Source organism: Frigoribacterium sp. CFBP 8751, from assembly GCF_014841545.1.
GTDB lineage: Bacteria > Actinomycetota > Actinomycetes > Actinomycetales > Microbacteriaceae > Frigoribacterium.
In genome coordinates this window covers 211314-226595 of the sequence record NZ_JACYUB010000003.1, presented here as the reverse complement: position 1 = coordinate 226595, position 15282 = coordinate 211314, and the positions used below count along the sequence as shown (strand labels likewise).

12 protein-coding genes are annotated in these 15282 nt (G+C 67.7%); all 12 read right to left on the bottom strand.

Annotated elements, in window-relative coordinates; all coding sequences use genetic code 11:
- Window positions 1–15: 15 nt before the first annotated feature.
- Entirely contained in the window at window positions 16–1923 is a 1908-nt protein-coding gene (uvrC, locus tag IFT88_RS10275; RefSeq protein WP_043595018.1) for an excinuclease ABC subunit UvrC, read from the bottom strand.
- Window positions 1920–4871 (bottom strand): excinuclease ABC subunit UvrA, encoded by a 2952-nt coding sequence (uvrA, locus tag IFT88_RS10270; protein WP_192120441.1) that lies wholly within the window; start codon window positions 4869–4871, stop codon window positions 1920–1922. The genes uvrC and uvrA overlap by 4 nt, the downstream gene beginning before the upstream one ends.
- 70 nt (window positions 4872–4941) lie before the next feature.
- Window positions 4942–5856, bottom strand: a complete 915-nt coding sequence (locus tag IFT88_RS10265) for an SDR family NAD(P)-dependent oxidoreductase (protein ID WP_192120439.1) — start codon at window positions 5854–5856, stop codon at window positions 4942–4944.
- Window positions 5846–7912, bottom strand: a complete 2067-nt coding sequence (gene uvrB, locus IFT88_RS10260; protein WP_043592809.1) for an excinuclease ABC subunit UvrB — start codon at window positions 7910–7912, stop codon at window positions 5846–5848. Before uvrB ends, IFT88_RS10265 begins: the two co-directional genes overlap by 11 nt.
- A gap of 10 nt (window positions 7913–7922) precedes the next feature.
- Entirely contained in the window at window positions 7923–8573 is a 651-nt protein-coding gene (gene coaE / locus IFT88_RS10255; protein WP_192120436.1) for a dephospho-CoA kinase, read from the bottom strand.
- A 78-nt stretch (window positions 8574–8651) separates the two neighbouring features.
- Window positions 8652–10100 carry a 30S ribosomal protein S1 gene (gene rpsA / locus IFT88_RS10250; RefSeq protein ID WP_043592805.1) on the bottom strand — a complete coding sequence of 483 codons (1449 nt, stop codon included), beginning with the start codon at window positions 10098–10100 and terminating at the stop codon, window positions 8652–8654.
- Window positions 10101–10268: 168 nt separating this feature from the next.
- Window positions 10269–11960 carry a DUF885 domain-containing protein gene (locus tag IFT88_RS10245; protein WP_192120434.1) on the bottom strand — a complete coding sequence of 564 codons (1692 nt, stop codon included), beginning with the start codon at window positions 11958–11960 and terminating at the stop codon, window positions 10269–10271.
- Between the two features lie 39 nt (window positions 11961–11999).
- Window positions 12000–12269: an HPr family phosphocarrier protein gene (locus tag IFT88_RS10240; RefSeq protein WP_043592801.1), complete on the bottom strand. Its 270-nt coding sequence runs from the start codon at window positions 12267–12269 to the stop codon at window positions 12000–12002.
- Between the two features lie 26 nt (window positions 12270–12295).
- Window positions 12296–12760 carry a PTS sugar transporter subunit IIA gene (locus tag IFT88_RS17170; RefSeq protein ID WP_043592800.1) on the bottom strand — a complete coding sequence of 155 codons (465 nt, stop codon included), beginning with the start codon at window positions 12758–12760 and terminating at the stop codon, window positions 12296–12298.
- A gap of 2 nt (window positions 12761–12762) precedes the next feature.
- Entirely contained in the window at window positions 12763–13071 is a 309-nt protein-coding gene (locus tag IFT88_RS17165) for a PTS lactose transporter subunit IIB (RefSeq protein ID WP_043592799.1), read from the bottom strand.
- Between the two features lie 47 nt (window positions 13072–13118).
- Complete coding sequence (locus IFT88_RS17160; protein WP_052505062.1) at window positions 13119–14315, bottom strand: PTS mannitol transporter subunit IICB; 1197 nt, start codon at window positions 14313–14315, stop codon at window positions 13119–13121.
- Between the two features lie 113 nt (window positions 14316–14428).
- On the bottom strand, window positions 14429–15190 hold the full coding sequence (locus tag IFT88_RS10220; RefSeq protein WP_043592798.1) for a DeoR/GlpR family DNA-binding transcription regulator: 762 nt from the start codon (window positions 15188–15190) through the stop codon (window positions 14429–14431).
- Window positions 15191–15282: the final 92 nt, after the last annotated feature.

Sequence of the window (15282 nt, the reverse complement as noted above, 5' to 3'; positions counted from 1 at the left end):
GGCGGTGCATCGAGTCTAGGCGGGGCTCGTGGGGGGCGCGGCGTCGTCGACGGTCACGTCCTCGGCTCCGCGGAGCCGTTCGACGACGGCCGCGGCGAGCGTCGGTCCGATGCCGCGGATCGCCGAGATGTCGGCGAGCTCGGCGTCCTTCAGTCGCTTGACCGAGCCGAAGTGCTTCAGGAGCACGGCCACGCGGGAGGGGCCCAGCCCCGGGATCTCGGCCAGTTGCGTCGAGATGTCACGCTTGCGTCGCTGCCGCTGGTGCGTGATCGCGAACCGGTGCGCCTCGTCCCGGATGCGCTGGATCAGGAACAGCGCGTCGCTGTTGCGCGGCAGGATGACGGGGAAGTCGTCATCGGGCAGCCAGATCTCTTCGAGCCGCTTCGCGATGCCGCACAGGGCGATGTCGGTGACGCCGGCGTCGTCGAGTGCTCGTCGGGCCGCTGCCACCTGGGGTTGTCCGCCGTCGACGATGAGGAGGTTGGGGCGGTACGCGAACCGTTTGCGTTGCTCACCCACCTCCTCGACGGGGGCGAGTTCGTCGTCGAGGCGCGAGAGCCGGCGGCTGAGGGTCTGGTAGATCGACTCCGTGTCGTCGGTCGACTGCGGGATGTTGAATCGCCGGTACTGGTCCTTCCGCGGCAGGCCGTCCTCGAACACGACCATCGAGGCGACGATGTTCGTGCCCGAGAGGTGGGACACGTCGTAGCACTCCATGCGCAAGGGCGCGTCGCTCATGCCGAGGGCCTCCTGGATGTCGGCCAGGGCGGTCGACCGGGTGGCGAAGTCGGCGCTGCGACGGGTCTTGTAGAGCATGAGCGACTGCTGCGCGTTGAGGGTCGCCGTCTGCATCAGGTTCGCCTTCTCACCTCGCTGTGCCGTGTGGATCTGCACCCGTCCGCGCCCGCGGAGGGAACTCAGCACGCTCTCGAGGGCGTCGTTGTCGTCCGGGGTCTCGGTCACGACGATCTCGCGGGGAAGCTCGGCGCCGGCCGTGTAGATGCCTTGCAGGACCTGCTCGACGAGGTCGCCGGTCGAGATGTCGATCTCTTTGTCGACGACCCATCCGCGGGAACCACGGATGCGACCGCCCCTCACCGTGAAGAGTTGGACGGCGGCCGCCAGCTCGTCCTCGGCGAGGGCGTAGAGGTCGAGGTCGACGTTGTCGCGGAGGACGACCGCCGACTTGTCGAGCACGGCCTCGAGGGCCTGCACCTGGTCACGGTACGTGGCTGCGTCCTCGAAGCGCTGCTCGACGGCGGCCGTCTTCATCGAGCGCTGGAGGTCGGCGATCACCCGCTTGTCGTAGCTGCCCATGAACTTGACGAACTCGTCGACGATCGCCCGGTGCTCCTCGATCGACACCTTGTGCGAGCAGGGCCCGCCGCAACGACCGATCTGCCCCGGGAAGCAGGGCTTGCCCGTCTGCATGGCCTTCTTGTAGCTGCTGTCGGAGCACGTGCGGATCGGGAAGACCTTGATCATCAGGTCGATGGTGTCGTGGACCGCCCAGATCTTCGGGTACGGCCCGAAGTACTTCGCCCCCTTGATGCGCGGGTTCCGCGTGACCATGACCCGGGGCGCCTCGTCGGCCAGGGTGACGGCCATGAAGGGGTAGGTCTTGTCGTCGCGGAACTTGACGTTGAACGGAGGATCGAACTCTTTGATCCACGTGTACTCGAGCTGCAGGGCCTCGATGTCGCTGCCCACGACGGTCCATTCGACCGACCTCGCCGTCAGGACCATCCGTCGGGTTCGTTCGTGCAAGGAAGGCAGCGGGGCGAAGTAGTTGCTCAGCCGGGCCCGGAGGTTCTTGGCCTTGCCGACGTACAAGACCCGGCCCCGCTCGTCACGCCAGCGGTAGACGCCAGGGTCTGTCGGGATCTCGCCCGCCTTCGGGCGCCAGGAGACGGTGTTGCTCATCGGGCTTCGACGGCCTCCCGACGTCGCGTCGGCGTGGCCTTCTTCTTCTGGACGCGAGGAGCGGTGTGACCCGACTCGAGGATCTCCTTCAAGAAGACGCCTGTGTGGCTCTCGGACACGGTGGCGAGGTGCTCGGGCGTACCGGTGGCGATGACGGTACCGCCACCCGCGCCTCCTTCGGGGCCCATGTCGATGAGCCAGTCGGCGGACTTGATGACGTCGAGGTTGTGCTCGATCGTGATGACGGTGTTGCCCTTCTCGACGAGACCGTTCAGCACGAGGAGGAGCTTGCGGACGTCCTCGAAGTGCAGACCGGTGGTCGGCTCATCGAGCACGTAGACGCTGCGACCGTTCGATCGCTTCTGCAGCTCGGTCGCGAGCTTGACGCGCTGGGCCTCGCCACCGCTCAGCGTGGTGGCGCTCTGACCGAGTCGCACGTAGCCCAGGCCGACGTCGACCAGGGTCGACATGAAGCGCGAGATCGCCGAGATGGGGGCGAAGAACTCGGCGGCCTCGCTGATCGGCATCTCGAGGACCTCGGAGATGTTCTTGCCCTTGTACCGCACCGCCAGGGTGTCGCGGTTGTACCGCGCGCCGCCGCAGACCTCGCAGGCCACGTAGACGTCGGGCAGGAAGTTCATCTCGATCTTGATCGTGCCGTCACCCGCGCAGTTCTCGCAGCGGCCGCCCTTGACGTTGAAGCTGAACCGACCCGGAAGGTAACCGCGGGCCTTCGCGTCGGTCGTCTCGGCGAAGAGGGTGCGGATTCGGTCGAACACGCCCGTGTAGGTCGCGGGATTCGAGCGCGGGGTGCGGCCGATCGGCGCCTGGTCCACGTGGACGACCTTGTCGAGGGCTTCGAGCCCCGTGACACGTGTGTGCTTGCCGGGGATCTGACGGGCTCCGTTGAGTTGGTTCGCCAGGACCTTGTACAGGATGTCGTTGACGAGGGAGGACTTGCCGGAACCGCTGACGCCCGTCACGGCGACGAAGGTACCCAGGGGGAAGTCGACCGTGACGTCGCGCAGGTTGTTGGCCTTGGCGCCGACGACCGAGATCATGCGCTTCTTGTCGACGGGACGACGGCTGGTCGGGGTCTCGATGGAGCGCCGTCCGGCGAGGTAGTCGCCCGTGTACGAGTCGGTGTTCGCGACGAGGTCCTCGTAGCTGCCCGAGTGCACGACCGTGCCGCCGTTGACGCCGGCACCCGGACCGATGTCGACGACCCAGTCGGCCGTCTTGATGGTGTCCTCGTCGTGCTCGACGACGATCAGCGTGTTGCCGAGGTTCTTGAGTTTGACCAGCGTGTCGATCAGGCGGCGGTTGTCGCGCTGGTGCAGGCCGATGCTCGGCTCGTCGAGGACGTAGAGCACTCCGGTGAGGCCGGAGCCGATCTGGGTCGCGAGGCGGATGCGCTGGGCCTCGCCACCCGAGAGGGACCCGGCGGCGCGGGCCAGCGAGAGGTACGTGAGTCCCACCTCGAGCAAGAACTCGAGTCGGACCCGGATCTCCCGAAGGACCTGGGCGGCGATGCGCGCCTCGCGGGTCGTGAGGGTGAGGCTGTTCATGAACTCGAAGGCGTCGGCGAGGCTGAGCTCGGACACGGTCGCGATGTCGTTCCCGTCGACCAGGACGGCGAGGACCTCGGGTTTGAGCCGCTTGCCCTTGCACACGACGCACGGGATCTCGCGGAGGTAGGACGCGTAGCGCTGTCGCTGGGTGTCGGTCTCGGCCTCGGCGTACTTGCGCTCGATGTAGGGCATCACACCCTCGAAACCGGTCGAGTACGTCATCTCACGCCCGAAACGGTTCCGCCACTTGACCGTGACCTCGAAGTCGTTGCCCTGGAGGACGGCGTGCTGGATCTTCTCGGGCAGGTCGTGCCACGGAGTCTTGAGGCTGAAGCCGAGATCGCCGGCCAGACCCTCGAGGAGTTTCTGGAAGTAGTTGTAGAGACCCTTGCCGGACTGGGTCCAGGGAAGGATGACACCGTCGGCGAGGCTCAGTTCGGGGTCGCCGAGCAGCAGGTCGGAGTCGACGGACATCTTGGTGCCGAGACCGGAGCATTCGGGGCAGGCGCCGAAGGGGGCGTTGAACGAGAACGTCCGAGGCTCGATCTCGGTGAGCTGGACGGGGTGGTTGTTCGGGCACGAGAGCTTCTCGGAGAACGTCCGGTACTTGCCGGCTGCGCCGTCGTCGGTGTCGACGAAGTCGATCGTGACCAGGCCGTCGGTCAGGCGGAGGGCGGTCTCGAGGGAGTCGGTCAGACGGGTCAACGCCTGATCGGAGGCGACGAGGCGATCGACGACGACCGAGATGTCGTGCTTGATCTGCTTCTTCAGCTTGGGCGGGGAACTGAGTTGGATCTGCTCACCGTCGACGATGGCCCGGGAATAGCCCGTGGACGCGAGCTCGGCGAACAGATCGACGAACTCGCCTTTCTTCTGCGAGACCACGGGGCTCAGCACCTGGTAGCGGGTGCCCGTCTCGAGCGTCATGAGCTGGTCGGCGATCTGCTGCACGCTCTGCTTGCTGATCTTCTCACCGCAGACGGCGCAGTGCGGCACGCCGATGCGTGCCCAGAGCAGGCGCATGTAGTCGTAGATCTCGGTGATCGTGCCGACCGTGGACCGTGGGTTGCGGTTCGTGGATTTCTGGTCGATGGAGACGGCCGGGCTGAGGCCCTCGATGAAGTCGACGTCGGGCCGGTCGACCTGACCCAGGAACTGCCGCGCGTAGGCGGACAGCGACTCGACGTAGCGTCTCTGACCCTCGGCGAAGATCGTGTCGAATGCGAGGGACGACTTGCCGGAGCCGGACAACCCGGTGAAGACGACCAACGAGTCACGCGGGATCTCGAGGTCGACGTTGTCCAGGTTGTGCACACGGGCACCCCGGACGCTCAGCGTGGAGGAACCTTCTACAGGTGAGATGGACACTCTTACCATTCTGTCGATGTGGACGACGCTCGTCGTCGTGGCGGGCGGGCCCGCAGGAGGTACGGCCGGCGGCGCCGGGTCAGGGGGCCGAGGACGAGATGACGGGTTGGACCCCCGTCAGGTCGGCCGACACCTGCCACAGACGGGCTGCAACCGACTCGTCGCGGGTGTGACGTTTGGCGGGAACACGAGCCGGCGCGCCGGTCAGTTGGAACCATCCGGCCGGACCCCAGTATTCCCCGCCGACGACGTCTTCGCCCACGACGGCCTGGACCAGTGGCTCTGCTCCGACCTCTTTTCCCTGGGAGAAGGTGTGCATCATCGAGGTGAGGACGGCGGGAGGGCGATGGGGTTCGACGACGGGCGGACGCGGGTCGCTGAGAGAGTCCCAGGAGAACCCGGGGTGGGCGACGACGCTGGAGACCGACGATCCGGCGGCTCGAAGGCGACGATCGAGGTCGAAGCCGAAGGTCATGACCGCCAGCTTGGATCGCGCGTAGGCGACGGCCCCGGAGTAGCTCGAGACCATCATGGGGTCGTCGAGGTCGAGTCGCACCCACCGGTGGCTGATGCTGCCGAGGTGCACGACTCGAGCCCGCCCTGCCGACTCGAGGGCCGGCATGAGGTGCGAGACCAGGGCGAAGTGGCCGAGATGGTTGGTGCCGAATTGGAGTTCGAATCCGTCGGTCGTCGCCTGACGCCGACGGGAGCCGACGACGCCCGCATTGGCCAGGAGGCCGTCGACCGGTCCGCTGGCGGCGATGGCGGACGCACCAGAGCGGACCGACGCGAGGTCGGCCAGGTCGAGCGCGACCGTGTCGACGTCCGCCCCGGACACGCGGCTGCGGAGGAGATCGGCGGCCCGGACGGCCCTCTCGGCGTCGCGAGCCGCGAGGACGACCTGATGACCGGCCGTGACGAGCCGCTCGGCGGAGTAGTAGCCGAGCCCCGCCGTCGCACCCGTGACGACGACGCGGCGACGATTACCGGGCATGACCGGCAGCCTCCATCTGCCGCAGATCTTTCTTCAGGTCGGCGACCTCGTCGCGGAGCCGACCCGCCAACTCGAACTTGAGCTCGGCGGAGGCCTGCAGCATCTGCTCGTTGAGGTCGGCGATGATGGCTTCGAGGCCGTTCGCCGCGCTGGCAGCCTTGCCCTCGCGGCGGAGGTTCGGCGTCGGGGCGCGCTTGCCGCCCTGGCGATCCGCGAGGAGGCGTGCGGTGTCGGCACCCTCGCGGGCCAGGACCTCGGTGATGTCGGCGATCTTCTTGCGGAGTGGTTGAGGGTCGATGCCCCTCTCGAGGTTGTAGGCGACCTGCTTCTCGCGACGACGATCGGTCTCTTCGAGAGCCTGTTTCATGGAGTCGGTCATCACGTCGGCGTACATGTGCACCTGACCCGAGACGTTGCGGGCCGCGCGGCCGATGGTCTGGATGAGGGACGTCGACGAACGGAGGAAGCCCTCTTTGTCGGCATCGAGGATCGCGACGAGCGACACCTCGGGGAGGTCGAGGCCCTCACGGAGCAGGTTGATGCCGACGAGCACGTCGTAGACGCCCTGTCGCAGTTCGGTGAGGAGTTCGACCCGCCGGAGAGTGTCGACGTCGGAGTGCAGATACCGCACCCGCACACCCGCCTCGGTGAGGAAGTCGGTGAGTTCTTCGGCCATCTTCTTGGTCAGGGTGGTGACAAGGACGCGTTCGTCGATCTCGACCCGCGTGCGGATCTCTTCGAGCAGGTCGTCGATCTGGCCCGCGGACGGCTTCACCACGATCTCGGGATCGATGAGCCCGGTGGGTCGGATGATCTGCTCGACCACGCTGTCGGTGATGCCCAGCTCGTATTTGCCCGGTGTCGCCGAGAGGTAGACCTTCTGGCCGACCCGGTCGAGGAACTCCTCGAACTTGAGCGGCCTGTTGTCGAGGGCACTGGGAAGCCTGAACCCGTGGTCGACGAGGGTGCGCTTGCGCGAAGCGTCTCCCTCGTACATGGCACCGATCTGGGGCACGGTGACGTGCGACTCGTCGATCACCACGAGCAGGTCGTCGGGGAAGTAGTCGAGCAGGCAGTGGGGCGCCTCGCCGGGCGACCGGCCGTCGATGTGCGCGGAGTAGTTCTCGATGCCGTTGCAGAAGCCGATCTGTTCCATCATCTCGAGGTCGAAGGTCGTGCGCATGCGCAGGCGCTGGGACTCGAGGAGCTTTCCCTGCTTGTCGAGCTCGTCGAGGCGGGTGGCGAGTTCGTCCTTGATGGTGCCGATGGCGCGGTGCATGACGTCGGTGCCCGCGACGTAGTGCGAACCGGGGAAGACCGAGACGGCGTCCATCGTCTTGACGACGTCGCCCGTGAGCGGGTGGAGGGCGTACAGAGCCTCCACCTCGTCGCCGAACATCTCGATGCGGATGGCCAGCTCTTCGTACATGGGGATGATCTCGATCGTGTCTCCGCGTACGCGGAAGTTGCCGCGGGAGAAATCGATGTCGTTGCGCTGGTACTGCATCGAGACGAACCGGCGGATCAGCGTCTCGCGATCGATCCGCATGCCGACCTGAAGGGCGATCATGGCCTCCATGTAGCCCTCGGGAGTGCCGAGACCGTAGATGCAGGAGACCGTCGAGACGACGATGACGTCACGTCGGCTCAGCAGCGAGTTCGTCGTCGAGTGACGCAACCGCTCGACCTCGGCGTTGACCGAGCTGTCCTTCTCGATGAACGTGTCGGTCTGCGGGACGTAGGCCTCGGGCTGGTAGTAGTCGTAGTACGAGACGAAGTACTCGACGGCGTTGTTCGGGAACAGCGAGCGGAACTCGTTCGCCAACTGGGCCGCGAGCGTCTTGTTGTGGGCCAGCACGAGCGTGGGCCGTTGCACCTGCTCGACGAGCCAGGCGGTGGTCGCCGACTTGCCCGTTCCGGTGGCACCGAGCAGCACGACGTCGGTCTCGCCGGCGTTGATGCGCCCCGCCAGTTCGGCGATGGCGGCCGGCTGGTCGCCGCTGGGCTCGAACTCACTGATGACTTCGAACGGGCGCACACTGCGGGTCGGTTCCATGGATTCCAGCTTACGAGGGACCACCGACACTCGTGTCGTGGGAGGCCGCCTGCTTCGCCGCTGACAGCGAACGCAGTCGATCGTAGAGGTCGTCAGCCTGCTCCAGGGTGTGCTCGAGCGAACCCGAGGAGTCGACGACGAGGTCTGCCACGGCGAGTCGCGTCCGGTCGTCCGCCTGCGCGTCCACACGCCGCCGCGCCTCCTCGTCGTTCATCCCGCGCAGTTCCACGAGTCGCCTCAGGCGGACCTTGCGCGGGGCGTTCACGACGACGATCACGTCGAAGCCGTCGGTCCCCCGTGATTCGACGAGCAACGGCACGTCGTAGACGACGACGCGACCCGCGTCGTCGGCGACGGCGTCGGACATGCGCCGGGCGGAGAGCTCGTGTACGGCCGGGTGGGTGATCCCCTCGAGATCACGGCGTGCGGCGGGGTCGGCGAAGACGATCGCCCCCAGGGCGGCTCGGTCGAGGGAGCCGTCGGGCTGCAGGACGTCGGATCCGAAGCGGTCGACGACGGCCGCGAGTCCCACCGATCCGGGCTCGACCACCTCGCGTGCGAGGGCGTCGGCATCGATGTGCGCCGCGCCCCGTTCGGCGAGTCGACGGGCCACGACCGACTTGCCGGCGGCGATGCCACCGGTCAATCCACACACGAACACGACGTCGAGACTACGCCGGAAACGCCGGAAGGCGGCTCCCCCGAGGGGGAACCGCCTTCTGGTCGAGACCGGACGGACTCAGTTGTTGTTCGACAGCTTCTCGCGCAGAGCGGCGAGCGACTCGTCGTCGGCGAGGGTGCCGGCGCCCGAAGCGGACTCGGCCGAGAACGACGAACCCGTGGGAGCGTCGAACGTCGTCTCTTCGACGAGCGAGGCAGCGACCTGCTTCTTGTGGGCTTCCCAGCGCGCCTGGGCGGCAGCGTAGTCCTGCTCCCACTTCTCGCGCTGCGAGTCGAAGCCTTCGCGCCACTCGTTCGTCTCGGGGTCGAAGCCCTCGGGGTACTTGTAGTTGCCCTGGTCGTCGTACTCGGTGAGCATGCCGTAGAGCGCCGGGTCGAACTCGGTGCCTTCGGGGTCGACGCCCTCGTTGGCCTGCTTGAGGCTCAGCGAGATGCGACGGCGGTCGAGATCGATGTCGATGACCTTGACGAACACCTCGTCGCCGACGGCGACGACCTGCTCGGCCAGCTCGACGTGCTTCGCCGACAGCTCGGAGATGTGCACGAGACCCTCGATGCCGTCGGCCACACGGACGAACGCACCGAAGGGGACGAGCTTGGTGACCTTGCCCGGAGCGACCTGACCGATCGCGTGCGTGCGGGCGAACACCTGCCACGGGTCTTCCTGGGTGGCCTTGAGCGAGAGCGACACGCGCTCACGGTCGAGGTCGACCTCGAGGATCTCGACGGTGACCTCCTGGCCCACCTCGACGACCTCGCTGGCGTGCTCGATGTGCTTCCAGCTGAGCTCCGAGACGTGCACGAGGCCGTCCACGCCGCCCAGGTCGACGAACGCACCGAAGTTGACGATCGACGAGACGACGCCCTTGCGGACCTGGCCCTTGTGGAGGTTGTTGAGGAAGGTCGTGCGGCTCTCGGACTGCGTCTGCTCGAGCAGGGCGCGGCGCGACAGGACCACGTTGTTGCGGTTCTTGTCGAGCTCGAGGATCTTGGCCTCGATCTCTTGGCCCAGGTAGGGCGTGAGGTCGCGGACTCGGCGCAGCTCGATGAGCGATGCGGGGAGGAAGCCGCGGAGGCCGATGTCGACGATGAGGCCACCCTTGACGACCTCGATGACCGTACCGGTGACGACGCCGTCGGCGTCCTTGATCTTCTCCACGTCGCCCCAGGCACGCTCGTACTGAGCGCGCTTCTTGGACAGGATCAGACGGCCTTCTTTGTCTTCCTTCTGGAGGACGAGGGCCTCGACCGTGTCGCCGACCTCGACGACCTCGGTGGGGTCGACGTCGTGCTTGATCGAGAGTTCGCGCGAGGGGATGACGCCCTCGGTCTTGTAGCCGACGTCGAGGAGGACCTCGTCGCGGTCGATCTTCACGACGGTGCCCTCGATGAGGTCGCCGTCGTTGAAGAACTTCAGGGTCTTCTCGACCGCGGCCAGGAAGTCATCAGCGGATCCGATGTCGTTGATGGCGACCTGCTTGGGTGCCTTGGTCGTTACGGTTGTCATGTAGTTAGTGCTCCAGTACGGGCATGAATCGGGCCGTGCTCGTCCCTCGAACGGTGTTCAGGAGGGTGTGTCGAACGCGGCGTGCGGAAATGTCGACGCAGATAGCGCTCGGTCATCTTAGCGCGGCGTCGCAGGTGTGGGCAACGGCGTGTCGTGGGTCGCGGCGACTCACGCGAGCAGTGCCCGCCGGAGCGTGTCGAGCCCGACCCCGCCCAGCTGCAGGGCGTCCCGGTGGAAGGCCTTGACGTCGAAGGCGGCGCCGTCTCGACGGGCGCGTTCGGCGCGGAGGTCTTCCCAGATGCGCTGACCGACCTTGTACGACGGCGCCTGCCCCGGCCAGCCGAGGTACCGGTCGACCTCGAAGCGCACGAACTCGGTGTCCATGTTGACGTTGTCCGACATGAAGGCGAAGGCGTTCGTCGCGTCCCACCGCCCGCCACCGCCGGGGAACGGCTTGCCGAGGTGGACCCCGATGTCAAGCACCACGCGCGCGGCACGCATGCGCTGACCGTCGAGCATGCCCAGCCGGTCGCCCGGGTCGCCGAGCCAACCGAGCTCGTCCATCAGCCGTTCCGCGTACAGGGCCCAGCCCTCGGCATGCCCCGAGGTGCCGGCCAGCTGGCGACGCCACGTGTTGAGCGTGGCCCGGTTGTGGACGGCCTGACCGAGTTGGAGGTGGTGACCGGGGACCCCCTCGTGGAAGACCGTCGTCGTCTCACGCCACGTGCCGAAACGGGTGACCCCCTCGGGCACGGACCACCACATGCGGCCGGGACGCGAGAAGTCGTCGCTGGGGCTCGTGTAGTAGATGCCACCGTCCTTGGTCGGTGCGATGCGGCACTCGAGCCGGCGGACCGGCTCGGGGATGTCGAACTGGTCCCGGCCCAGCTCGGCGACCGCGCGGTCGCTGAGCTCCTGCATCCAGGCGCGGAGTGCGTCGGTGCCGTCGAGCTGGCGTTCGGGGTCGGCGTCGAGCAGCTCGATGGCCCGGGAGACCGACGCCCCGGGTTCGATCTGCCGGGCGACCTCTTCTTGTTCGGCCGTCATCCGGGCGAGCTCGTCGATCCCCCACTCGTAGGTCTCGTCGAGGTCGACCGTCGCTCCGAGGAACCGTCGCGAGTGCAGGGCGTAGGCGTCGCGCCCTACGGCGTCGTCGGCGGTCGCCGCGGGGAGCAGCTCGTCGAGCAGGAAGCGTCGGAGGTCTACGTAGGCCTCCGCCGCCGACGAGGCGCCCGAGGTGAGGTCCCGGCCGAGCGCCGTTCCGGGTTCGGTGCCGTCACCGAGCCGGGCGCCCCGCACGAACTCGGCGAAGAAGCCGTCGTCGGCACCGATGCGGGCACACTGCTCGGCCACCTTCTCGACCTGGCGCCGGGCGGGGGTGACTCCCCCGGCGATGCCCGCGCGCAACGTCTCGACGTACTGGTCGACGGCGGTCCGGACCCGACCGAGACGGGTCGCGACGTCGCCCCAGTCGCCCTCGGATGCGGTGGGCATGAGGTCGAACACGTCGCGGATGCCCTGGGCCGGCGACGCGATCACGCTGAGGTCGCGCAACTCGAGTCGCTGTTCGGCGTAGAGCAGCTCGAGCTCGAGCTCGTTCGTCAGGTCGTCCCGGGTGACCCGGTCGACGTCGTCCACGGGAGTGGTGGACCGCAGTTCGGCCGACGTGGCCCGGACGGCCTCGATGCGTCGGGCATGACCGTCGGGCGAGTAGTCGCCGTACTCACCCGTCCGGCCCTCACGACCGATCCAGGTGGCGGTCGTGGGGTCGAGCTCGCAGAGGGTGTCCACCCATCGTTCGGCGACCCCGTCCACGCGGGTCGGTGTGCGAGGGGTCGGCGTCGTCGCGGCATCGGTCATGCCGACGAGNCGGCGGGCGTCCCGTGTCGGTGCTGGTGCCTACTCTTTGTCGAGGTCGGTCGCGAGGAGCGCGACGAGCTCGTCGAGGGCGGCCTCGGCGTTGTCGCCCTCGGTCGCGACGACGACCTCTTCACCGTGGCCGATGCCCAGCGAGAGCACGCCGAGGATGCTCGCGGCGTTGACGCTCTTGCCGGCTGCGGAGGTCAACGTGACCTTGGCGCCGGTCTTGCCGGCGGCCTGGCTGAACAACGAGGCGGGACGGGCGTGCAGCCCGACGCTCGAGGCGATGGTGACGGAACGTTCTGGCATGTCTTCTCCTCTGGAGGGGGTGGGGGTCAGTCGTCGTCGTCGGTCGACGCGAGCAACTCGTAGACCTCGGCGGTCGTGGTCGACCCGCGCAGGGCGGCGGCCTTGTCGGGGTCCATCAGGATGCTGGCCAGCTGGCTGAGGATCGCGATGTGGCCGTTGCCCTTGGCGGCGATGCCGACCGTGACCGAGACCTCGTTGCCGTCCCAGTCGACCGGGGTCGGGAACCGCAGGACGACGAGGGCGTCCTCTTTGACCGAGTCCTTGCCGGCGAGGGTGCCGTGCGGGATCGCCACACCCTCGCCGACGTAGGTGGACACCGAGTTCTCACGCTCGAACATCGCGTCGACGTACGTCTCGTCGATCGCGCCCGCGTCGATGAGCGCCTGACCCGTCTTGCGGATGGCCTCGTCACGCGAGGCGGCGACCTCGTCGAGTCGGATGGACGACTCGGCGAGGAGCGCCGAGAGCTCGGGTGCCTGCTGGTCGGTCATCGTCAGACCTCGACCGTCGAGCCGTCCTGGATCGCCTTGACGATCTTGGCGACGTTGGGGTCTCCCATGAACAGCTGGAACGGCACGACGGGCACGTTCGGCACGACACCGCGGGCGCGCTCGGCCAGGTTGTTCTGGGTGACGACGACGTCGGCATCCGACGGGATCGACGCGACGGGCGAGTGCTCGACGGTGACACCGCTCTTCTTCAGCTGCTTCTTGAGCGTGGACGCCAGCATGACGCTGCTGCCCATGCCCGCGTCGCACGCGACGATGAGTTTCTTGATGCTGGAACCGTCGAGGGTTGCCATGACCTTCTCCTTGTGTGGTGGTGGTGCTGACTGGTGGTGCGGGCGGGCTAGGCGGTGGGTGCCGCGGTGCCCTTGCTGGTGGCCTTGTTGGCCGCGGTGGCGGCCTGGGCGTCGGCGAGAGCCTGCTCCTGTGCGGCGGTGTCCTCGGCACGGGCCTCGCGGTTCTCCTTGCGGCCGAAGCCCATCAGGAGGGACGAGACGACGAACGAGACGGCCGCCGAGAGCAGGATACCCAGGTAGATCGGGAGAAGGTCCCCGCGGGCGGCGACGAGCGTGTAGGCGATGATGCTGCCGGGCGAGGCGGGACCGACGAGGCCGACGTTGAAGAGCGCGAAGGTCGCGATGCCGGTCGCACCACCGAGGACGGCGGCGACGAGCAGGATCGGCTTCATGAGCACGTACGGGAAGTAGATCTCGTGGATGCCACCGAAGAAGTGGACGATGATCGCGGCCGGCGCCGAGGGGCGGATGGCACGGGGACCGAAGAAGAGGTACGCGAGGAGGATGCCGAGGCCCGGGCCGGGGTTCGACTCGAGCATGAAGAGGATCGACTTGCCGGCCTCTTGCACCTGCGTGCCACCGAGCGGGGTCAGGATGCCCTGGTTGATGGCGTTGTTGAGGAACAGCACCTTGGCGGGCTCGATGATGATCGACGCCAGGGGCAGGAGGCCGCGGTCGACGAGGAACCCGACGGCGCCACCGAAGACGTTCGTGATCGCCGTGGTGACCGGGGCCAGGCCGAAGAAGGCCAGGACGCCCATGGCGCCACCGATGATGCCGAGCGAGAAGTTGTTGACGAGCATCTCGAAGCCGGACTTGATGCGGCCGTCGACGAGCTTGTCGAACTGCTTCAGGACCCAGGCGGCGAGCGGGCCGACGATCATCGCGCCGAGGAACTGCGGCACGTCGGTCGCGACGATGACGCCCATGACGGCGACGGCGCCGATGACGGCACCGCGCTGACCGTGGACCATGCGACCACCCGTGTAGGCGATCAGGATCGGCAGGAGGTACTTGATGATCGGGCCGACGAGACCGGGCCACGGCGTGCCGTCCGACATCTCGCCGAAGCCGCCGAGCTGGGGAACCGGCGTCCAACCGGTCTGGATGAAGAGGGCCGTGATGAGGCCCCAGGCGATGAAGGCGCCGATGTTCGGCATGATCATGCCGGCCAGGAAGCCACCGAAGCGCTGGACGCGTGCTCGGGCTCCCGTACCGGTGACGGTGGGGGTGAATTCGGACATGGTGAGGACTTCTCCTTGTTGCTCTCAGCGACGAGAGGGATGTGGGGTGGTGGAGGGGGTGTGAGGTGCTGTCGTGCGTCGGAGGGGTTCGGGGGTGGCCGGTCGGACTCGCGTCATGCGATCACGACCCTGGGGCCGGCCTGTTCGACGTCGTCGGCCAACTCGGCGTCCACGCCGGAGTCGGTGATGACGGTGTCGACGTCGGTGAGCGGAGCGACCTTGGCGAAGTCCTCGCGACCGAACTTGGTGTGGTCGGCGAGGACGACGGTCCGCCGTGACGCGGCGATGAGTGCGCGCTTGACCCGCGCCTCCGCCAGATCGGGGGTGCTGATGCCGCGCTCGACCGAGACGCCGTTGGTGCCGATGAACGAGACGTCGGCGAAGACGTCGGCGATCTGGGCCCGCGTCCAGTCCCCCACCGCCGAGTACGTGCGCGTCCGGATGAGACCACCGAGGAGGTGCAGGGTGACGTTCGGTCGGCTGATCAGGATGGTGGCGACGGCGAGGGAGTGCGTGACCACGGTCAGCTCGCGATCGAGGGGCAGCAGTTCGGCGAGACGGATGGTGGAGGTGCCGGCGTCGACGATGATCGAGCCGCCGTCGGGCAGCTCGTCGAGGGCAGCCCGGGCGATGCGCTCCTTCTCGGACGCGGCCGTGCCCTCTCGGTCGACCACGGGCGGCTCGATGCCGAGGCGCTCGACGGCGATGGCGCCTCCGTGCACGCGGCGGAGGACTCCCCGGCGCTCGAGGGCGGTCAGATCGCGGCGCACGGTCTCGGGCGCGACCGAGAGCTCTCGTGCGAGACCGGCGACCTCGACGCGGCCCCGGGACAGGGCGGTGTCGAGGATCTGCTGGTGACGCTCCGGTGCGTACATGAGAGACCTCGTCGTCGGACTGCACGGCAGCCTCGAGGAGCTGACCGGTGGTGCGGAAGTGCGGAAGGAGTTCAACTGCTGTTGATCTGCGC